The organism is Mycoplana sp. ABR4_002 (assembly GCF_056159645.1).
The window spans coordinates 510,779-530,963 of record NZ_JBSWVO010000001.1 but is presented as its reverse complement, the minus strand read 5'-3'; the positions used below and the strand labels follow the sequence as shown (position 1 = coordinate 530,963).

The 20,185-nt window shown below is 67.0% G+C and carries 15 protein-coding genes and 1 tRNA gene; 13 read left to right on the top strand and 3 right to left on the bottom strand.

Annotation, left to right across the window (positions count from 1 at the left end; genetic code table 11):
• Nucleotides 1-9: 9 nt before the first annotated feature.
• Nucleotides 10-1,314, bottom strand: coding sequence for a nicotinate phosphoribosyltransferase (pncB, locus tag ACXAGF_RS02535; RefSeq protein ID WP_475014292.1), 1,305 nt, complete (start codon nt 1,312-1,314; stop codon nt 10-12).
• A gap of 242 nt (nt 1,315-1,556) precedes the next feature.
• Between pncB and ACXAGF_RS02530 the strand changes: the two genes are divergently transcribed.
• Nucleotides 1,557-1,811: a GlsB/YeaQ/YmgE family stress response membrane protein gene (locus tag ACXAGF_RS02530; protein WP_475014291.1), complete on the top strand. Its 255-nt coding sequence runs from the start codon at nt 1,557-1,559 to the stop codon at nt 1,809-1,811.
• An 18-nt stretch (nt 1,812-1,829) separates the two neighbouring features.
• On the opposite strand, the gene ACXAGF_RS02525 is transcribed toward ACXAGF_RS02530, so the two are convergent.
• Complete coding sequence (locus tag ACXAGF_RS02525; RefSeq protein WP_475019195.1) at nt 1,830-2,459, bottom strand: TetR family transcriptional regulator C-terminal domain-containing protein; 630 nt, start codon at nt 2,457-2,459, stop codon at nt 1,830-1,832.
• Nucleotides 2,460-2,716: 257 nt separating this feature from the next.
• Between ACXAGF_RS02525 and ACXAGF_RS02520 the strand changes: the two genes are divergently transcribed.
• The 10 genes from ACXAGF_RS02520 to ACXAGF_RS02475 all read left to right on the top strand — a co-directional run bounded on the left by ACXAGF_RS02520 (nt 2,717) and on the right by ACXAGF_RS02475 (nt 17,555).
• Nucleotides 2,717-4,819: an oxidoreductase gene (locus tag ACXAGF_RS02520; protein WP_475014290.1), complete on the top strand. Its 2,103-nt coding sequence runs from the start codon at nt 2,717-2,719 to the stop codon at nt 4,817-4,819.
• Nucleotides 4,820-4,828: 9 nt separating this feature from the next.
• On the top strand, nt 4,829-6,112 hold the full coding sequence (locus tag ACXAGF_RS02515; protein ID WP_475014289.1) for an MFS transporter: 1,284 nt from the start codon (nt 4,829-4,831) through the stop codon (nt 6,110-6,112).
• On the top strand, nt 6,109-8,127 hold the full coding sequence (locus tag ACXAGF_RS02510; RefSeq protein ID WP_475014287.1) for a CocE/NonD family hydrolase: 2,019 nt from the start codon (nt 6,109-6,111) through the stop codon (nt 8,125-8,127). Before ACXAGF_RS02515 ends, ACXAGF_RS02510 begins: the two co-directional genes overlap by 4 nt.
• Before the next feature lie 67 nt (nt 8,128-8,194).
• A complete protein-coding gene (locus ACXAGF_RS02505) occupies nt 8,195-9,139 on the top strand; it encodes an ABC transporter permease (protein WP_475014286.1) in 945 nt (314 codons plus the stop codon).
• A gap of 1 nt (nt 9,140) precedes the next feature.
• Nucleotides 9,141-10,049 (top strand): ABC transporter permease, encoded by a 909-nt coding sequence (locus ACXAGF_RS02500; RefSeq protein WP_475014284.1) that lies wholly within the window; start codon nt 9,141-9,143, stop codon nt 10,047-10,049.
• Nucleotides 10,046-11,005: an ABC transporter ATP-binding protein gene (locus ACXAGF_RS02495; RefSeq protein ID WP_475014283.1), complete on the top strand. Its 960-nt coding sequence runs from the start codon at nt 10,046-10,048 to the stop codon at nt 11,003-11,005. The genes ACXAGF_RS02500 and ACXAGF_RS02495 overlap by 4 nt, the downstream gene beginning before the upstream one ends.
• Nucleotides 11,002-12,015: an oligopeptide/dipeptide ABC transporter ATP-binding protein gene (locus ACXAGF_RS02490; RefSeq protein WP_475014281.1), complete on the top strand. Its 1,014-nt coding sequence runs from the start codon at nt 11,002-11,004 to the stop codon at nt 12,013-12,015. The genes ACXAGF_RS02495 and ACXAGF_RS02490 overlap by 4 nt, the downstream gene beginning before the upstream one ends.
• Before the next feature lie 45 nt (nt 12,016-12,060).
• Complete coding sequence (locus ACXAGF_RS02485; protein ID WP_475014279.1) at nt 12,061-13,617, top strand: ABC transporter substrate-binding protein; 1,557 nt, start codon at nt 12,061-12,063, stop codon at nt 13,615-13,617.
• Nucleotides 13,618-13,832: 215 nt separating this feature from the next.
• Nucleotides 13,833-15,356, top strand: coding sequence for a trimethylamine methyltransferase family protein (locus tag ACXAGF_RS02480; protein ID WP_475014278.1), 1,524 nt, complete (start codon nt 13,833-13,835; stop codon nt 15,354-15,356).
• A gap of 492 nt (nt 15,357-15,848) precedes the next feature.
• The gene (locus ACXAGF_RS02475; RefSeq protein ID WP_475014276.1) at nt 15,849-17,555 is read left to right on the top strand and encodes a GNAT family N-acetyltransferase; all 1,707 of its coding nucleotides are present in this window, start codon (nt 15,849-15,851) and stop codon (nt 17,553-17,555) included.
• 508 nt (nt 17,556-18,063) lie between these two features.
• On the opposite strand, the gene ACXAGF_RS02470 is transcribed toward ACXAGF_RS02475, so the two are convergent.
• A tRNA-Thr gene (locus ACXAGF_RS02470) sits at nt 18,064-18,138 on the bottom strand.
• 156 nt (nt 18,139-18,294) lie between these two features.
• Here ACXAGF_RS02470 and ACXAGF_RS02465 point away from each other — a divergent pair.
• Complete coding sequence (locus ACXAGF_RS02465; RefSeq protein ID WP_475014275.1) at nt 18,295-18,531, top strand: hypothetical protein; 237 nt, start codon at nt 18,295-18,297, stop codon at nt 18,529-18,531.
• 235 nt (nt 18,532-18,766) lie between these two features.
• A complete protein-coding gene (gene murA, locus ACXAGF_RS02460; RefSeq protein ID WP_475014274.1) occupies nt 18,767-20,059 on the top strand; it encodes a UDP-N-acetylglucosamine 1-carboxyvinyltransferase in 1,293 nt (430 codons plus the stop codon).
• Nucleotides 20,060-20,185 lie beyond the last annotated feature (126 nt).

Here is a 20,185-nt window from a genome sequence, read left to right as displayed (position 1 = left end):
GGATCTGTCCTACACCCGCACCGCCTGTTCGACGAAATCCTCGGTCCCGAAGAACTTCAGATAGCGCTGCACCGTGGCCGGATCGCCGGTTGCCTTTTGCGGGTTGTCGGAGAGCTTGACCGCAGGACGGCCGTTGGCGTCGCTGACCTTGCACACGACCGAGATCGGATCCAGCCCGCGAAAGGGCTGCGGCGCGCAGCCGACGAAATCGTTGGTCAGGTTGGTGCCCCAGCCAAAGCTCATGCGCACACGACCCTTGAAGTGCTCATAGGTCCTGATGATGGTGTCGACGTCGAGGCCGTCGGAGAAGATCAGCAACTTCTCCTCGGGGTCCCGCCCCAGTTGCTTCCACCAGTCGATGATCTTTTCGCCGCCCTCGATCGGCGGCGCGCTGTCGGGGCGAAAACCGGTCCAGTCGGCCACCCAGTCCGGCGCGTCCCGCAGAAACGCGGCGGTGCCGAAGGCGTCCGGCAGGACGATCAGCAGGTTGCCGCCATAGAGGCGGTTCCAGTCCTGCAACACCTTGTAGGGGGCGGCCGCCAGTTCCGCGTCGGTGTCGGCCAGGGCGGCGGCCACCATCGGCAGTTCGTGGGCATTGGTCCCGACCGCCTCGAGGTCCGTATCCATCGCCAAGAGCACGTTGCTCGTGCCGGTGAAGGAGGCGCCGATCCCCTCCTTCAGAGCCTCGACGCACCAGCGTTGCCACAGGTGGGAGTGGCGCCGACGCGTGCCGAAGTCGGAAATGCGCAGGTTCGGGTGCTGCCGCAGCTGCTCGACCTTGGCCCACATCTTCGCTTTCGCCCGCGCATAGAGCACGTCGAGCGCAAACTGCCCCATGCCGCGCATGGCCGAGCGCGAACGCAGCTCGTTGACGATCGCCAGCGCCGGGATCTCCCACATGGTCGTGTGGGTCCAGCGCCCGGCAAAGGTCAGTTCGTACTGCCCCTCGCGACGCTCCAGGCGGTATTCGGGAAGCTGGAACTCGGCGAGCCAGGCCAGGAAGTCGGGCGAAAAGATCTGCTTCTTGCCGTAGAAGCTGTTGCCGGCCAGCCAGATCATCTCCTTCTTGGTGAAGCGCAGGGTGCGGGCGTAGTCGAGTTGGTCGCGCAGCTCCTGCTCGTCGATCTCCTCGGCAAGCCGCACCGTCCTGGTCCGGTTGATCAGCGAGAAGGTGGCATCGACGTCCGGATAGAGCCTCCAGATCATCTGCAGCATCAAAAGCTTGTAGAAATCGGTGTCGAGCAGGCTGCGCACGATCGGATCGAGCTTCCAGGCATTGTCGTACACGCGCCGCGCAATATCCGTCTTGGTCATAGGATCACACCGTACTGCATTGAAGCGCCTCCGCCCGCATTCCGGAAAAAAGGCCGCCGGCGATCGCGCTTGGCCCCTTCAGCAACACTCATGGCACGCCTTCCGGGACGATCGCAAGCGCAAGGACCGCGCGCGAAACAGGGAGGCGCCGGCGGGGCCGCGAAACACAAGGCCTTGTAATCTCTCCGCCTTCAATCAATGCTAGCAATTGTTGATCAACCCCGCACACGGGAGGCGTGTCCATGGGCATCGAGAGCATCATCGTCTTTCTCATCGTCGGCGCAATCGCCGGCTGGCTGGCCGGCCTCATCGTTTCAGGCTACGGCTTCGGCCTCATCGGCAACATCGTCGTCGGGATCGTCGGAGCATTCATCGCCGGATTTCTGCTGCCGGCAATCGGCATCGGGATCGGCGGGGGCGTCATCTGGGCGATCATCCATGCAACGATCGGTGCCGTTGTGCTGCTGATGCTGATCAAGGTGATAAAGCGGGCCTAGCGGTTCGCGGTCTGCGCCTCAGGCATAGGCGCCGCGGCGCAGCCCCTCCACCCAGTTCCGGCACAGCTGCACCCCCTGCTCGGGCTTGAAGGCCGCAGGGTTCAAGCACCACGCCAGCCAGAGTCCGTCGAGAAGCGCGGTGAAGGCGATCGCCGTCAGCCTCAGATCGCCGATGGCAAAACCCTCGTCGGTGGCCAGTTCGTCGATCAGCTGCTCGACGGTACAGACATAGTCGGAATACTCGCCCTGCTGCGAGGCGCTCATGCGCGGCGAATGCAAGATCAGTCCCCAGAACACGACCCAGACGCCCAACACGCCGCGATCGAACAGGACAGGTGAAAACGACGCCTCGATGAAGGCGTCGAGACGACTTTGCGGCGTCGGCTCGGCCGCGTCGACCGCCTTCACCGTCGCCTTCAGCAAGTCAGCCGACATGATGTCGAAGGCATAGGCGACGAGCTCATTGATCTCGCCGAAATGGTGGGTGATCAGGCCCTGGGTGACACCGGCCTCGGCCGCAATCTGCCGTACGGATACGCCAGCATTGCCGTGCTTGACGATGCAGCGCAATGCCGCTTCGCCGAGTTGCCGGCGGCGGTCTTCGGGAGTCTCGCGGCGGAAACGCGCCCTGCCCTTCGTGTTCTGCACCTTGGTCAACTCAGCAGCCTCATCTTGCCATTCGGTTCGCGCAGTCCCTTCGCCATCTGCAGCGCCAAGGATCGAAGAATCCTGCCAGCGCCTCCGTCCTTCAACCCCTACCATCACCTTAAATACATGAATTAAAATAGATTTCAAGACTTGTTATACGATCTTATAATTTCTGTTGCGCGAACGGGAGTTCCGTGCCTATGCTGATGACCAATGACCCGCCGTACAAAAGGCGGGCGGGGAACGAGGATACGAGCATGATGCGGGATTCCCGTTATGATGTGCTGTTCGAACCTGTGCGGATCGGCCCGGTCACGGCACCCAACCGCTTCTACCAGGTGCCGCACGCAAGCGGCATGACCAATGCCCTGCCGCGGGTGCGCGCGGCCTTCCGTGAAACCAAGGCCGAGGGCGGCTGGGGGGTGATCTGCACCGGCGCCTGCTCCACCGACCAGACCTCCGACGACGCCCCGCTTCCCTTCGCCACGATGTGGGACAGGAACGACATCCGCGCCCATGCCATGATGACCGAGGCCGTTCACCGCCACGGCGCGCTGGCCGGCGTGGAACTCTGGCACGGCGGTGCCTCGGTGATGAACCGCGCGAGCCGGCTGCCGCCGCTGTCGCCCTCGGGCATACCGTGGATGGCCACGCATGTCGGCTTCATGGGCAATCTCCGCCCCAAGAGCATGGACAGGTCCGACATCAAGGACGTCCTGCGCTGGCAGGCCGAAGGGGCGCGCAAGGCGCGCACCGCCGGCTTCGATATCGTCTATGTCTATGCTGGCATGGGCTATCTCGGCTACGAGTTCCTGCTGCCGGAATACAACCACCGCGCCGACGAATACGGCGGACCGATTGAGAACCGCGTCCGCTTCGTCCGGGAATTGCTGGAGGTCACGCGCGACGCCGTCGGCAAGGACTGTGGCGTGGCGCTGCGCGTCAGCCTGGAAGAACTGCGCGGCCGCCCCGGAGCGCACCACGAGTCCGAAGCGCACGCGCTGATCGCACTGCTTTCCGACCATGCCGACCTCTTCGACGTGAAGATGGACTCGAGCCCGACCGACTGTTCCGCCTCGCGCTTCACCGGCGAGGGCAGCCACGAGCCGGTGATCGACTTCGTCAAGACGATGACCGACAAGCCGGTCGTCGGCGTCGGCCGCTTCACCTCGCCCGACACCATGGTCGCGCAGATCCGCCGCGGCGTGCTCGACTTCATCGGCGGCGCGCGCCCGTCGATCGCCGACCCCTTCCTGCCGAACAAGATCAAGGAGGGCCGGTCTGAGGAAATCCGCGAGTGCATCGGCTGCAACATCTGCATCTCGAGCTGGCACGACGGCGTACCGGTGCGCTGCACGCAGAACCCGACGGCGGGCGAGGAATGGCGGCGCGGCTGGCATCCCGAGCGCGTCGAGCCGGCGCGCAGGCGCGAGAAGGTACTGATCATCGGCGGCGGCCCCGCCGGCCTGGAATGCGCGCTGACCACCGCCCGCCAGGGCCACGAGGTGACGGTCGCCGATGCCGGAACGAGCTGGGGCGGACGCCTCGCCTTCGAGAAGACGCTGCCCGGCCTTGCCGCCTGGAACCGCGTCGTCGACTATCGCCTCGGCCGTCTCAACGAGATGAGCAACGTATCGATGTATCTTGAAAGCCCGCTCGGGGTCGACGAGATCATCGACCTTGCGCCCGACCACGTGATCCTTGCGACCGGCGCCCGCTGGACGCGAATGCTCTACTCCTCGATGGAGATCCCCGTCGGCCAGCTCGATCACCCGGAGGTTCTCACGCCCGACCACATCGCGGCCGGCCGACTGCCAAAGGGGCCCACGCTCGTCTTCGACTTCGACAACTACTATCATGGCGGGGCGCTGACCGAGCACCTCGCCGCGAACGGGATCGACGTCGCCTATGTCACCCCGGCCGGCCAGGCTTCGGCCTGGACGATCATGACCAACGAGCTGCCGCTGGTGCACCGGGCACTGGCGCGCCGCAAGGTGCCGGTGACGACGTTGCAGACGCTGAAGGCCTTCGACGGCGAAAGCGCGACCCTCGCCCATCTGTTCACCGGCGAGGAGACGACGCTGCCCTGCCGCTCGGTGCTGATCGTCGGCCTGCGCCTGCCCCGCACCGAACTTGCCGAGGCGATTGCGGCGCGGCACGGCGATCTCGAGGCCGCCGGCATCCGCAGCATCGCCACGATCGGCGACGCGCTGGCGCCCGGCGCGATCGCGCATGCCATCCACAGCGGACACAAGGCCGCACGCGACCTCGGCCAGGGCGGTGGCCGCAGGCTCTACCTGCGCGACATGCCGATCACCGACTGCGAGCCGGGGTTCGACCAGGCCGAGGCGGCCGAGTAGGAGCCTTCCATGAACCAGCTCCCGGCCGGCATGTCGCGCTTCTCGATCGCCTCGCCGCTGGCGGGCGGCGCGCTGCATGCCGTCGGTTCGGGCCTGTTCCACACGCTGCTGCCGCTGCGGCTGATCGCCGAGGGGCACGGCCCCGACGCCGTGGGGCTCGTCGTCGGCGCGGAAGGTGCCGGCTTTCTGGTCGGCTGCATCGGCTCGGTGAAACTGATGCGCTCCGTCGGCGAGGTTCGGGCCTATGCCGCGCTTGCGGCCACCTCGGCGGTGCTGATCCTGTCGCTCGGCACACAGCCGCACCTCGTCGTCTTCATGGCGATCCAGGCGGTCGTCGGCTTTTCCAATGCCGGCCAGGCGGTAGTGATCGAGAGCTGGATGAACGCGATGGTCTCGAACCAGAACCGCGGTCGCATCCTAACGCTTTACGTCCTGCTCCTCGGCCTGTTCTACGGCCTCGGCCAGCTGCTCGCGACCAACATCGACCCGGCCGGACAGCCGATGCTGATGATCACGGCAGCGTTCTACGTGCTGGCGCTGGTACCGTTGACCGCGATCTGGGTCGGCGAGCCGCAGCTGCATGTACCCGTCGGCATCCGCCTGTTCCGCACTTTCCGCATCTCGCCGGTCGGTGCGCTCGCCTGCCTCATGACCGGGCTGATTTCCTCGACCTTTGCCTCCATCGGCCCGCTGTACGGGCTGGAAATGCAGTTCTCGCAGCAGACCATCGTGCTGCTGATGGCGGCGACCCAGCTCGGCGCCCTGTTCCTGCAGTTCCCGCTCGGCTATCTCTCCGACCGCACCGACCGGCGCATGATGATGCTGTGGCTGTCGGTATTGCTGGCCGCGGTCTGCGCCGTGTTCCTGCTCGCCGGCCCGGCGACGCCGTTCTGGGCCTTCCTGATCCTGTTTTCCATCTTCGGCGGCATTTCCGAAATCTTCTATCCGCTCGGCGTCGCCCATGCCAACGACCGCGCCGACCCGAACGAGTTCGTGACGCTGTCGTCCAACCTGCTGCTGCTCTGGGCCTTTGGCGGCACGATCGGCCCGGCGATCGTCACCGCCGGCGTTGCCCCCTTCGGTGCGACCATCTTCTTCTGGTACGCGATCGCGCTGTCCGTTCTGTTCCTGCTCTACGCCCTGTGGCGCCGTTTCCGGAAGCCGGCGGCCAAGTCGCGCGAGCAGTTCGTGGCCTACCCGCAGACCTCTCCCATGGTCTACGAGTGGACACCGCACGACGAGGCGGAGACCGAGGCGGTCACCGCACGCGAGCCCCGGAGCGAAACGCCATGACCCGGGTCGTCGACACCTTCCCGCGGCGGATCCGCACGCTCGATCCGGTGTTCATCACCATGGCTGACGGGACGCGCCTTGCCGCCACGATCTGGCTGCCGCGCGATGCGGAGGAACGGCCGGTGCCGGCCATCCTGGAACTCATCCCCTATCGCCGACGCGACGGCACCGTGTTCCGCGACATGAAGATGCATCCCTACGTCGCCGGCCACGGATTTGCCTGTTGCCGGGTCGACATCCGCGGCTCCGGCGACTCCGAGGGGGTCCTCAGCGACGAATACACCGAGCAGGAGCAGGACGACGCCTGCGCGATCATCGCCTGGCTCGCAAGCCAGCCTTGGTGCACCGGCGCGGTCGGCATGACCGGCATCTCGTGGGGCGGATTCAACGCGCTGCAGGTCGCCGCCCGCCGTCCGCCAGAACTGAAGGCGATCATCGCGCTCTGCTGCTCCGATGACCGCTATGCCGACGACGTGCACTATTACGGCGGCAACCTGTTGACCGAGGACGGCATGTGGTCGTCCTTCATCCTCGGCCTCGGCGCCCTGCCGCCCGACCCGCAGATCGTCGGCGAACGCTGGCGGGCGATGTGGCAGGAGCGGCTGGAGGCAACCGCGTGCTGGTCGTCGGTCTGGATGCGCCACCAGCGCCGCGACGCCTACTGGCAGCGCGGCTCGGTGTGCGAGGATTTCTCCCGCATCGCCATCCCCGTCTACGCGATCAGCGGCTGGGACGACACCTATTTCAACGCCGTGCCGCGGCTGATGGAAGGACTCGCCGGGCCGCGCAAGGCGCTGATCGGGCCCTGGACGCACGCCTATCCGTTCCTTGGCGAGCCCGGCCCGGCGATCCACTATCTCGGCGAGGCGATCCGCTGGTGGCGACACTGGCTCGAGGGCATCGACACCGGCATCATGGACGAGCCGGCCTACACGACCTACCAGAAGGATCCGCACCGGCCGGCCCACCACTACCCGGAACATCCGGGCCGCTGGGTCGACGATCCGTGCTGGCCGTCCCCGAATGTCGGCGAGCGGGTGCTGTTCCTCAATGCCGGCATGCTGGCCGCAACCCCCGCCGCAGGCGAGGCGCTGCGCCTGCGCTCGCCGGTGACCGCCGGCCGCGACTGCGGCCGTTACGGCGGCTATGGCGGCGATGTGCCCGACATGGCCGGCGACCAGCGCCGCGAGGACGGGCTGGCGCTCTGCTTCGACACCGTGCCGCTGGCCGAGGACATGGACCTGCTCGGTGCGCCGGCACTGGAATTCACGCTGATCGCCGACCTGCCCTTCGGCACGCTGACCGCACGGCTGTGCGAGGTCCTGCCGGACGGCACCTCGACGCTCGTTACCTGGGGGGCCTTGAACCTCGCCCACCGGGAAAGCCGCGAGCACCCGGCGCCGATCGAGGCCGGCGCGCCTGTGACGGCGCGGTTCGAACTCAATCATTGCGGCCGCCGCCTCGGCCGCGGCAACCGCCTGCGCCTGGCGTTGTCGAACCAGCATTGGCCGGTATTGTGGCCGCAGCCCGGAATGCCGACGTTCGCGTTTCGGTCCGGCACTTGCCGCCTGATCCTGCCGGTGCGCACGCCGCAGCCCGGGGATGGCGCCGACCGCTTTGCGGATGCCGAGATCTCGCCGCCGGTGGCGATGGATGTGCTGGAGGACGAGGTGCATTCCCGTCTGCTCACCGTCGATGCCGGCGCCCGGCGCGAGACCGTGACGCTGTCCAGCAACCACGGCCGACAATTGCTGACCGACCGCGCCAACGAAACCTGGGCGCGCGTCGTCGACCAGATGGAGATCACCGAGGACGACCCGCTCTCGGCCCGGCTCGATACCGGCTGGGTGTTGGGCTATCGCAGCGGCGAGGCGGATGCGGAAGCAACGTCGCGGGTGGTGGTCACGTCGACGGAAAAGCAGTTCCGTCTGGAATGGCGGCTCGAAGTGCGCGAGCGCGGCGAGCTGGTCTTCGCGCGGGAGGGGGACGAATGGATCGACCGCGATCACCTGTAGCTCCGGCCGGCCCGGCGCGGCGAAGCATCGCCCACCGGCTGCACGCCGGTCGCGGGGAGGCTTGCCGATGATCGCCTTCCTGCTGCGCCGCACGGCCCTTGCCCTGGTCATCCTGCTGGTCGTCGCGGTCCTGCTGTTCTCGATGATGCACATGATCCCCGGCGACCCGACGGTGGTGGCGCTGGGACCGCGCTCGACGCCGGAGATGCGCGAGGCGTTCCGCGAGATGATGGGTCTCGACCGACCGATCCTGGAGCAGCTTGGCCTGTTCCTGGCGCGACTGTCGCAGGGCGACCTCGGCCAGGATGTCTGGAGCCGGCGCCCCGTGCTGACGATGATCCTGGAAGTCCTGCCCTTCACGGTGACGCTGGCGCTGGCGAGCTTCGTCTGGGCGGTGGCGCTCGGCGTCCTGCTCGGCTGCGTCGCCGTCGTCCATCACGGCAGATGGGGCGACTGGCTGATCGGCCTCGTCTCGATCGCCTTCGTCGCCGTGCCATCCTTCGTCGTCGCGCTCTATTCGCTGCTCGTCTTCGCGGTATGGCTGAACTGGCTGCCGGCGATCGGCGCCGGAGAACCCGGCGACATCGGCGCGCAGGTCCGCGCGCTGATCCTGCCCTCCTTCGCCGTCGGCCTCGGCTGGGTCGGCTACGTGTCCCGCCTCGTCCGCGCCGCGATGATCGAGGCGATGGGCGAAGACTACGTCCGCACGCTGCGCTCCTACGGCGTCGCCGAAACCCGCATCATCTACCGCTACGCGCTGAAGCAGGCGCTGCTCGCCGTGCTCTCGGTCATCGCCATCGGCTTCGGCGGCCTGCTGACAGGCTCGGTCTTCGCCGAGATCGTGTTCACCCGCCCCGGGCTCGGCAAGATGACCTATGACGCCGTGATGTCGCGCAACTACCCGCTGGTCATGGGAACGGTGCTGGTGACTTCGGGGCTCTACGTTACCTGCATGATCGTCGCCGACGCCGTCACGGCCTGGCTCGACCCCCGCGTCAGGAGCGCTCTCTGACATGGCGACGGTGACAATCCCGACTTCAGGCGAAACCGCACTCCCCGAGCCCGGCGTGCCGCGCCGCATCGCGCTGACGGTGGGCCACATCATGTCGACCCCGCTCGGCGCCATCGGCACCGTGCTCGTCGTCCTGATCGTGCTGACCGCCCTGTTCGCCCCCTATATCGCCCCTTACAGCCCGACCGCCATCAATGTGAAGGAGCGGCTGGCCGAGCCGTCTCTTGCCCACCTGCTCGGCACCGACCAGCTCGGTCGTGACCTGCTCTCGCGCGTGATCGTCGGCACGCGCACGGCGATGACGGTGGCGCTGACGGCGCTGACGGCGGCGCTGGCGATCGCCCTGCCGCTCGGGATGATCGCCGGCTACGGGCCACGCTGGCTCGACGGCATCCTCATCCTGTTCTTCGACAGCGTCAGTTCGCTGCCGATGATCATGCTGGGGCTGGCCGTCGTCGTGCTGCTGGGCCCCGGCGTCTCCACCGTAATCCTCGTCATCGTGCTCTATTCGGTGCCGTCCTATGCACGTCTCGTGCGGACCCAGACGCTCGGCCTGAAGACACGCGACTTCATCAAGGCCGAGCAGGCGATGAACGCCGGGACGCCGCGCATCCTGCTGCGGCACCTGCTGCCGAACGTCATCGGGCCGCTGCTGATCCTCGCCTGCCTCGACATCGCCACCGTCATCACGCTCGAAGCCGGGCTCTCCTTCCTCGGGCTCGGGGTGAAGCCGCAGATTCCGAGCTGGGGCAACATTCTTAGCGACGGATTTGCCGTCATCCGCAACAGCGCGGTTCCCGTGATCGCCGGCGGCGTGCCGCTGATCCTCGCAACGATCGGCTTCACCTTTTTCGGAGAGGCCCTGCGCGACGCGCTCGATCCGAAACTCAATCCGGAGCGCAAGCCATGAGCGCCCCGGTTCTCGAGACGACCAACCTGTCGGTGACCTATGGCCAACTCGTGCCGGCGGTGGTCGGGGTGGATCTGTCGATCAGGCCGGGCGAGATCGTCGGCATCATCGGCGAGAGCGGCTCGGGCAAGTCGACGCTGGCCCACGCCATACTCGGCTTGCTGCCAAGAGCCGCACGCGTCGCCGGCGATCGCTTTCGGCTCGCCGGCAACGACATCCTGACGGCGGACCGCGAAACCCTGGCAACGCTTCGCGGCCCCGCCGCGGCGATGATCTTCCAGAATCCGATGACCGCCTTCAGCCCGATCCACACGCTCGGGCGGCAACTGATCGACCTGCTCTGGCGCGACCGCGACCAGCCGACGGCAGCCAAGCGCGAGCGCATCGTCGCGGCGCTGCGCAGCGTCGGCATTCCCGACCCAATCGGCAAGCTCGACGCCTATCCGTTCCAGCTGTCGGGCGGCATGCTGCAGCGGGTGGCAATCGCCGCCGCGCTGCTGATGAAGCCGTCGCTGCTGATCGCCGACGAACCGACCACCGCCCTCGACGTGACCATGGAGGCGCAGATCCTGCACCTGATGCGCACCCTGCGCGACAGTGCCGGCGTCTCGATCCTGGTGATCTCGCACCATCTCGGCGTCATCGCCGAGATCTGCGACCGCGTCGCGGTCATGTATGCCGGCCGGATCGTCGAGGAAGGCCCGGTCGAGACCATCTTCCGCGATCCGCGCCACCCATATACCCAGGCGCTGTTCGCCTGCGAACCGGCATTGATCCCGCCGGGCATGGGCAGGCTGCCGGTCATTGCCGGCTCGGTGCCGCGCCCCGGCGGGACGGGGTGCGACTTCGCCGGGCGCTGCCGCTTCGCCGAGGACCGCTGCGTCCGGGTGTCGCCGCCCTGGGCGACGCCGGTCGAGCCCTCGCATCACGCCCGTTGCCACAGGAGCACGCCATGAGCGCGACGCCGGCCCTGATCGAGGCGAACAGGCTTTCGGTGCACGTGCCGGCGACGCGGCTGCCCTTCGCGCGGGTCAATCCGCTGTCGATCCTCGTTGATGTGTCCCTGTCGATCCGGCCGGGCGAAATCGTCTGCATGGTCGGCGAAAGCGGCTCAGGCAAGACCACGTTCGGCCGCGCCCTGCTTGGCCTGGTCAGGCCGTCGTCGGGGACGATCACGTTCGACGGCGCCACGCTGCCGGACTTTTCCGGCCGCAGCTTCCGGGCCGTGCGGCGGCAGGCCGCGCTGCTGTTTCAGGATCCGATCAGTTCGTTCAACCCTCGCCAGCGGATCGGGGCGATGATCGCCGAGCCGCGCCGGATCGCCCGTTCAGGCTCGACCCGCATGGCCGACATCGCAGCCCTGGCGCAACAGGCCGGCCTTTCCGAGCGCTTCCTGTCCCGCTTCCCGCACGCGCTGAGCGGCGGTCAGGCCCGGCGCGCGGCGGTCGCCCGGGCGCTGTCGGTGGTGCCGAAGCTGATCGTCGCCGACGAGCCGACCGCCGGGCTTGACGTTTCGGTGCAGGGCGGCGTGCTGAACCTGTTTCTCGACATTCGCGAGCAGCAGCGAACCGCCTTCCTGCTGATCACGCACAATCTCTCGGTGGTCCGCCACGTCGCCGACCGGATCGTCATCCTCTATCTCGGCCGCGTGGTCGAGAGCGGTCCGGCCGCCGCGATCCTGCGCGCGCCGAAACATCCCTACACGCGCGCGCTGCTCGATTCAGAACCGGTTCCAGACCCATCGAAGCGTCGTGCCGAGCCGCCGGTGATCGGCGAGGTGCCGAGCATTGCCGCCCGGCCGGGGGGATGCGAGTTCCACACCCGCTGCCGGTTCGCGCAGGACCGCTGCCGCCACTTGGCGCCCGTGCTCGCCGAGGCCGCCGCGGACCGACAGGTCGCCTGTCATTTTCCACTGCCGGGGCCGATGTCGGCTCCGCCGCCCGGTCTCCGGCTCGTATCGAAATAGCAAGACCAGAGTTCGACGAAACAACAAACCAGAGGGGAGACGAGCATGACCACGATCTCGATCAACAGACGGCAGTTCCTGACGGGCGCCGCAGCGGGCGCGGCCGCACTGGCGCTGCGGCCCGGGCTATCCTATGCGGTGGAGGGGGACACGCTGATCGTGCGCGGCGCCTCCGATATCGAGATCCTCGATCCCGCGTTCCAGAACGGCCTGCTTGAGGAAGAGGTGGGGCGCTGCCTGTTCCTGTCGCTCAACCGGCTGGACGATGTGCGCGACGGCGTCGGCTGGAAGCCCTATGCGGCCAGCGAACTGACGCAGAAATCGCCAACCGAGATCGAGTTCAAGCTGCATGACTGGCTGGAGTGGACGGGCGATTTCGGGCCGGTGACGGCCGAGGACGTCAAGTACTCCTTCGAGCGGGTGGCGAACCCGGACACCGGCTCCGCCTGGGCCTATGCCTTCGACGCGCTGAAGGAGGTCGAGGTCACGGGCGAGCGGAGCGGCATCATCCATCTCAAGTCGCCATCGGCGCCGTTCTGGGTCACCACCCTGCCCTACTACATGGGCCACATCGTCTGCAAAAAGGCGGTCGAGGCCGCCGGCGGCAAGTTCACCACCGAGGTTCCCGCCAGCGCCGGCCCCTACGTGATCGACAAATGGGTACCGAAGCAGAGCCTGACGCTCAAGCTCAATCCGGCCTGGAAGGGGGAAGCCCCGGCCTTTCCGCGGGTGCAGTTCCAGATTATCGCCGACGACGAGGCCGCCGCGCTCGCCTATGAATCCAAGGCGATCGACTACGGCAAGATCAGCCTAAACACGCTCGCGACCTACAAGGAAAAGCTGCCCGAGAACACGAGCCTGATCCAGATGGACGGCAACCGCTTCGCCTGGCTCACCATCAACCTCAACAACCCGAAATTCGCCGACGAGCGCGTGCGCCGCGCCATCCAGTATGCGGTCGACGTCAGCCAGATTCTCGAGGGTTCCTATTCCGGTCTCGCGGCGGCGGCCACGGGCGTCGTGCCGCCCGCGCTCGTCGGCCATCGCGATGCCATCCTCTACCCGGCCGACGCCGGAAAGGCGCAGGCGCTGCTCGACGAGGCCGGCGTCTCAGGGCTGACGGTGGAGCTCGCGGCCCAGAACGACAAGACCAGCCAGCTCACCTGCCAGATCATCCAGGCGCTGCTCGGCGCCGTCGGCATCACCGTCGACATCAAGCCCTATGACGACGGCGTCTACTGGACGCTCGGCGACAAGACCGCCGGCGACTCCTGGATGAAGCTGGAACTCGTGCTGATGAGCTTTGCCGGCGGCGTCGACCCGTCCGAGAACCTTACCTGGTTCCGGCCCTCGCAGGTCGGCGTCTACAACTGGTCGCAGTTTGACAGCCCCGAGTTCGAGGCGCTGTACCAGGAGGGCATGGCCGACACCGACCAGGACAAGCGGGCCGCGATCTACCGCAAGATGCAGGACCTGATGGAGGAATCCGGCGGCTTCGTCTTCATCACCCACGAGACCTTCGCCGCCGTCGCCCGCAACGGCCTGAAGCCCGTCATCCTCGCTGACGGCTATCTCGACATGACACGGTTCTCGAAGGCGTGAACCGCTTTTTCCCTTCGGGGGGGAGCGCCGGAGCGTCTTGAGGCGATGCGGGGGCGGAACGAGGCGCCGCCCCCGCATCGGGCCCTCCGGACGATGCGGCGATCAAGTGAGCGAAGCCCGGCCGAGTCTGGCGGATGGCAGGACCGGGCGGCTTTGCGCAAGGCACGGGATCCCACACGGGATGCCCGGCGACAATGAGCACAGGGAGTTCCACCATGGCACGCAGTTCGGTCAACAGGCGCGAGCGCCGCATCGCCGCAGGCGCCGGCGTGCGCCAGATGCCCTTCACCAATGTCGAAAACCGCTACCGCCCGATCGAGGTGATGAGCGCCGACGAGATCGAGGCGATCCACCGGGCCTCGCTGGCCTTGCTGCGCGACACCGGCATGGAGATCATGCACGAGGAGAGCCGCCGGCTGCTGAAGGCGGCGGGCGCCGATGTCGACGAGGCGACCCAGCGCGCCCGCTTCGACCCCGCCATGATCGAGGAGACGATCCGCACCGCGCCCTCCGGCTTCACCCTGCAGGCGCGCAACCCGAAAAGGAACCTGAAGGTCGGCGACGGCAGCGTGATCTTCGCCGCCACCGGCGGACCGGCCTTCGTCAGCGATCTCGACCGCGGCCGCCGCGCCGGCAACTACGCCGACATGTGCGACTATATCCGGCTGGTCCAGAGCCTCAACGTCATCCACCAGGAGGGGGGCTGCCCCTGCGAGCCCACCGACCTGCCGCCGGAAAGCCGCCACCTCGACTTCTATCTCGCCGCGATCCGCCTGACCGACAAGAACTGGCAATGCTGGGCGCTCGGCGGCTACCGCGTCGAGGATGCGATCGACATGCTGGCGATCACACTCGGCCAGTCGCGCGAGGAGCTGAAGGCAAAGCCGGCGGCGCTGACGATCATCAATTCCAACTCGCCGCTCAGGCTCGACATCCCGATGGGCGAGGGCCTGGTCGCCATGGCGCGCGCCGGCCAGCCGATTGCGCTGACGCCGTTCACGCTGTCCGGGGCGATGAGCCCGGTGACGATCGCCGGCGCGCTGACGCAGCAGAACGCCGAGGCACTGGCCCTGATCGCGCTCGCCCAGATCGTCAATCCGGGTGCGCCCGTGCTCTATGGCGGCTTCACCTCGAACGTCGACATGCGCACCGGCTCGCCGGCCTTCGGCACGCCGGAATACGCCAAGGCGCAGATCGCCTCGGGCCAGCTTGCAAGGCGTTATGGCGTGCCGTTCCGCTCCTCCAACGTCACCGCCTCCAACGCCGTCGACGTGCAGGCCGCCTATGAGAGCGGCATGTCGTTGTGGAGCACGATCATGGGCGGGGTGCACCTGATCGAACACGCCGCCGGCTGGCTCGAGGGCGGGCTGACGGCCTCGTTCGAGAAGCTCGTCCTCGATGCGGAGATGCTGCAGATGATGCGCAGCTTCCTCGACCCTATCACCGTCGACGACGGCAGCCTTGCGGTCGACACCATCAGCGAGGTCGGCCCGGGCGGCCATTTCTTCGGCACCAGCCACACGCTGGCGCGCTTCGAGAACGCCTTCTACGAGCCGATGCTGTCGGACTGGCGCAATTTCGAGAACTGGTCGGAGAGCGGCGCCCGCACCGGCACCGACCGCGCCAACGCCATCTGGAAGGACCTGCTGCGCACCTACGAGCAGCCGCCGCTCGATCCAGCCGTCGACGAGGCGCTCGAAGCCTTCGTCGCGAAGCGGAAGGAGGAGATCACGGGGTAGGTCGTGCCGGCAACCCGGACGGCCGGCAAACGCCTGCCGCCAACCAGGTTTGGTACGCGCTGCCCGCGGCGAGAGCAACAAGGCCGTCCTCCACTCGCACGGGGGTGATGAAAAGCCGCGTTCGAAAATGGTCGCCGGCCAGGCTGTTGAGGAACACCGACGCAGGACAGACGCCGTGATCGAGTGCCTCCTGGCAGGCGGACCGGACAGCGGCGGTGACCGGCGCGAGGGCTGTGGACGCCAGTGCCGCGGCAACAAGGCGGTGCCGCGTCTCTCGCTCCACGTCGCTTCGCCGGAAGCGGTCATTCCAAGCATCGCCCTTCCAACATTTCGCTCAGCCTGCCGGCGGACGAGTCAAACGTCTGGACCTGGGGCCATGCTGATCCTCGACGAGGCCCGCCACGAGCGACGTCCCGGCTTGCTTGACGGAACCGCGAATTTGGATTTGACTTCACGAACGAGGGGGTTCCTTGAACGGTAGGGGGAGGCAGTATGCGTATCGACGTCATCTCCAGACGGGACGATCTTGATAGCCTGAAGCAGAACTGGGACAAGCTCTACGAGGCTGACCCGGACGCGCAATATTTCCTGTCGTGGCAGTTCATTTCAGCCTTCTTCCGGCACTTCGAAGGTCAATGGTTCGTTCTGGCTGCAAGCCAGGGCACGCGTTCTTCACCTTACGTGGCGCTGATGCCGCTGCGGCTGAAGGCCCGGATGAACGGCAAGACCGGAATTTTCTACCACGACGTCCACATGGGCGGCTCCTACTTCGCCGACTACAACGGGGCGGTCTGCGCACCCGAATTTGCTCGGGCGGCCATGGCGGCCTTTGCCAAGCATCTGAAAAAGATGCACTGGGCAAATCTGCATCTCGACAACCTGTCCATGTCCAGTGGCCGCTTGCGCAGCTTCCTCGAGAATCTCGAGGACAAGCAGCTCACGATGCGCAACCTGAGCATGGTCAACGCAAAAGACAACGTTGACAACGCCAAATGTCCGTCCGTCCACCTGCCCGAGACATGGGACGGGTATCTCGAGCAGAAACTCGGCACCAACATGCGCCAGAAACTGAGGCGGTTTCTCCGCAAGGTGGACGGTTCGGAAGAATTCCGCATCACGCTGGCGGATTCGGCAACGATCGAGCGCGACGTCGGCATCCTCCTCGATTTCTGGAAGAAGCGATGGGGGCCCCGCAAGGGCAATCGCCTGCCCGGGATCCTGAACACCAACCGGACCGTTTTCAGCGATGCCTTCGCCAATGGCAGCCTGTTCCTGCCCGTCCTGTGGCAGCGGGATCGGCCGCTCGGCGCCCTTGCGACCTTCATCGATCCGGTGAAGAAGACGTACTTCTTCAGCATGGCCGGGCGCGACGAGAGCGCCGAGATCGTGCCGCCGGGACTTGTGCTGCACGCCTACAGCATCCGCCACGCCATTGCGAACGGCTACCGGACCTATGACTTCCTGCGCGGCGACGAGGCGTACAAATACACCTTCGGCGCCAACGACAAACTTCTCACCTGCAAGGTCGTGCAGACCCGCACCCGCCGCAACCTGGGCGACCGGTTCGAGCCAACGACGCTCTCGGGCATCTTCCGCGAGGCGAACAAGATCCACCTGAAAGGGCAGACGACGCAGGCTGAGAACGCCTACCGCCAGATCCTGGAGACCGATCCCGCCCACGCGCTGACCCTCTACGCGCTCGGCCAACTGCTGGCAGGCAAGGGCGACCATCAGGCGGCCGCGGACGCGTTCGGGAAGCTGATGGTCGTTGTGCCGCATCTGGCGAAGGGCTGGGTCAGGCTGGGAAATGCGCTACAGGCGCTGGACAACCACGCCGACGCCGCGGATGCCTATCGCAAGGCGCTCGACATCAAGCCGGATATCCAGGCCGCACGCGACGGGCTTGGCATCAGCATGGTCAAGCTCAGCCAGACCGCTATCGCGGCGACAGCGCCGAAACCCGGAGGCGTTGTCCGGGCGAAGGCACCGCCGCTCCCGGGCAAGGCCAAGCCAGCGACCCTGCCGCTCGTCGTCGTCGGGCGCCAGCCAGCAGACGTTGCCCCGTCCTCGCTCAAGCAGTCTGTGGCAATCGTCGACCCGGCACACTACACCTCCGGAGCGCTCCCGATGCATCCCCTAAATCGCCGCGCGGGGCCGACTTTCCTGCAGCCGCCTGACCGGTCTTTGCCTCGCCGTTGACGGGCGGCCCCTCTCGGACTCGGGATACATGCGGGATCGGCATCAGCATCGCGGGAGGGGCGGAAAGACCCTGACGCTATCGGTGCTGACGACTTCGGCAGTCGCTCGCCGACCCTGATTCTCTGGCGCACGCTGTGGGCGAAATGACGGACCTCGTCGGCCAACTCTCGGAGACGGCGCCGACCGGCGCGGACCTGTTCTTCGGCCTCGATCACGCCGGGACAGCCGTGTCGCATTGGACTGCCGGCTATGATGCTGCCTGTCCGCGTTCAGCGCTCGGCTACCAGATACCGGCGGCCTACGCCGCCCACCTCCCCGTGAAAACGCGCGCATCTACCGACCGAACTCCGGTCGCAAACAAGTCTGTGTCGGGGGTCGCAGCACATTCTGGACGGCTTGGGTGCGATTTTGCCCTCAGAGAGCGCCAGACACATACCAAGGGTCTGAAGAGACAAACCATGGAGTTTGCGGCACCTGTGCCAGAACCCTGAAATGTGACGGGAAAAACTGGTGCTGCTAGAGAGATTTGAACTCTCGGCCTCTCCCTTACCAAGGGAGTGCTCTACCCCTGAGCTATAGCAGCATCCGGCGAAGCAGTGTGGCTGCGTTCGCATCAAGCGAGGCGCCTATTGCCACAGTCTCACCCCCTATGCAAGCCGCAAACGCATCATGGGGACAACAAAATCCGCAAAAGATCGCCGCGCTTTTGCGGCCGGCGGATTCGCGCTATCGGTGGTGCATGGACAACGACGACACTTCCAGCACCGGCAAGGCGAGCGGCGGGGGCAAGAGCAAGGCCAAGGGTTCGCCCGGCGCGGCGGCGCAGGCGCGCGAGGCGGAGCGCGCCGCGCGGCTGGCGCGGACGCTGCGCGACAATCTCGCCCGCCGCAAGCAGCAGGCGCGCGCCCGCCGCGCCGGCGCTGCCGACGACACGGACGGCCTGCCTGCCGCAAAATCGCGCGAATCGGAGGACTAGGATCGAAACGGCGCCGACCCCGGCGTCGGGGGAAGGTACAGCATCGCCTTCGGGCCAGACGGCGCGCTCACGGCGACCGGTTCGGAGGCTCCGGCCACCCCGGGAGGGGGCTGTGTCCACAGTTTGGCGTCGCGCGAATGCGGCGGGCTTCATTTTTCTGCCGCGATGCTCTAGAGAGGCACCTCCTCCAGGAGCCGGTTGTTTGAGAAAGGCGGGCGCAGGCCCGTAACTGCACATGGATCGTATCAGGATTGTAGGCGGCAACGAGCTCAAGGGCGTGATCCCGATCTCCGGCGCCAAGAACGCGGCCCTGCCGCTGATGATCGCCTCGCTCCTGACGGACGACACGCTGACGCTGGAGAACGTCCCGCACCTTGCCGACGTCGAGCAGTTGATCCGCATCCTCGGCAACCACGGCGCCGACATTTCGGTCAACGGCCGCCGCGAGCGCCAGAGCGAGGGCTATTCGCGCACCATCCACTTCACCTCGCGCCAGATCGTCGACACGACCGCGCCCTATGAGCTGGTGTCGCGCATGCGGGCGAGCTTCTGGGTGATCGGCCCGCTGCTGGCGCGCGAGGGCAAGGCGCGCGTGTCGCTGCCGGGCGGCTGCGCCATCGGCACGCGTCCGGTCGACCTGTTCATCGAGGCGCTGCAGGCGCTTGGCGCGAAAATCGAGATCGATGGCGGCTATGTCGACGCGACCGCGCCCGACGGCGGCCTGATCGGCGCGCGCTACACCTTCCCCAAGGTCTCGGTCGGGGCCACGCACGTGATGATGATGGCGGCGACGCTCGCCCGCGGCACCACCATCATCGGTAACGCCGCCCGCGAGCCCGAGGTGCAGGACCTCGCCCGGTGCCTCAACGCCATGGGCGCGAAGATCACCGGCGCCGGCACCGGTACGATCACCATCGAGGGCGTCACCGCGCTTTCCGGCGCGCGCCACCGCGTCCTGCCCGACCGGATCGAGACCGGGACCTATGCCATGGCGGTCGCCATGACCGGCGGCGACGTTGTGCTCGAAGGCACAGAGATCCAGCTGCTCGACACCGCGCTCGAGGCCATTCGCCGCGCCGGCGCCGAGATCTCCGCGACCGAGAGCGGCATCCGCGTGGTGCGCAACGGCGGCGGCATCAAGCCGGTCGACATCGTCACCGATCCCTACCCCGGCTTCCCGACCGACCTGCAGGCGCAGTTCATGGGCCTGATGACGAGGTCCTCGGGCGTCTCGCACATCACCGAGACGATCTTCGAGAACCGCTTCATGCACGTGCAGGAGCTGGCGCGCCTCGGCGCCAAGATCTCGCTCTCCGGCCAGACCGCCAAGATCGAGGGCGTGCCCCGCCTGCGCGGCGCGCCGGTGATGGCGACCGACCTGCGCGCCTCGGTGTCGCTCGTGATCGCCGGCCTGGCCGCCGAAGGCGAGACGATGGTGTCGCGCGTCTATCACCTCGACCGCGGGTTCGAGCGGCTGGAGGAAAAGCTGCGGCGCTGCGGCGCATCGGTCGAACGCGTCAGCGATTGAGCGGCGCTGCGGCGAATGCGCATTGAACGGTTGCGCGCGCCCGCCTGTCGTCTTATCTCCTGATCAGGAACGCACAGCCGGCAACATCCCCGGCCGCCGCACACGTGCCCCGGACGACCGGAAGGC

What these genes read in the sequence shown, in the direction of transcription:
- pncB (WP_475014292.1), bottom strand. Translation starts at nt 1,314, where the DNA reads ATGACCAAGACGGATATTGCGCGGCGCGTGTACGACAATGCCTGGAAG.
- ACXAGF_RS02530 (WP_475014291.1), top strand. Translation starts at nt 1,557, where the DNA reads ATGGGCATCGAGAGCATCATCGTCTTTCTCATCGTCGGCGCAATCGCC.
- ACXAGF_RS02520 (WP_475014290.1), top strand. Translation starts at nt 2,717, where the DNA reads ATGATGCGGGATTCCCGTTATGATGTGCTGTTCGAACCTGTGCGGATC.
- ACXAGF_RS02515 (WP_475014289.1), top strand. Translation starts at nt 4,829, where the DNA reads ATGAACCAGCTCCCGGCCGGCATGTCGCGCTTCTCGATCGCCTCGCCG.
- ACXAGF_RS02510 (WP_475014287.1), top strand. Translation starts at nt 6,109, where the DNA reads ATGACCCGGGTCGTCGACACCTTCCCGCGGCGGATCCGCACGCTCGAT.
- ACXAGF_RS02505 (WP_475014286.1), top strand. Translation starts at nt 8,195, where the DNA reads ATGATCGCCTTCCTGCTGCGCCGCACGGCCCTTGCCCTGGTCATCCTG.
- ACXAGF_RS02500 (WP_475014284.1), top strand. Translation starts at nt 9,141, where the DNA reads ATGGCGACGGTGACAATCCCGACTTCAGGCGAAACCGCACTCCCCGAG.
- ACXAGF_RS02495 (WP_475014283.1), top strand. Translation starts at nt 10,046, where the DNA reads ATGAGCGCCCCGGTTCTCGAGACGACCAACCTGTCGGTGACCTATGGC.
- ACXAGF_RS02490 (WP_475014281.1), top strand. Translation starts at nt 11,002, where the DNA reads ATGAGCGCGACGCCGGCCCTGATCGAGGCGAACAGGCTTTCGGTGCAC.
- ACXAGF_RS02485 (WP_475014279.1), top strand. Translation starts at nt 12,061, where the DNA reads ATGACCACGATCTCGATCAACAGACGGCAGTTCCTGACGGGCGCCGCA.
- ACXAGF_RS02480 (WP_475014278.1), top strand. Translation starts at nt 13,833, where the DNA reads ATGGCACGCAGTTCGGTCAACAGGCGCGAGCGCCGCATCGCCGCAGGC.
- ACXAGF_RS02475 (WP_475014276.1), top strand. Translation starts at nt 15,849, where the DNA reads ATGCGTATCGACGTCATCTCCAGACGGGACGATCTTGATAGCCTGAAG.
- ACXAGF_RS02465 (WP_475014275.1), top strand. Translation starts at nt 18,295, where the DNA reads ATGGACAACGACGACACTTCCAGCACCGGCAAGGCGAGCGGCGGGGGC.
- murA (WP_475014274.1), top strand. Translation starts at nt 18,767, where the DNA reads ATGGATCGTATCAGGATTGTAGGCGGCAACGAGCTCAAGGGCGTGATC.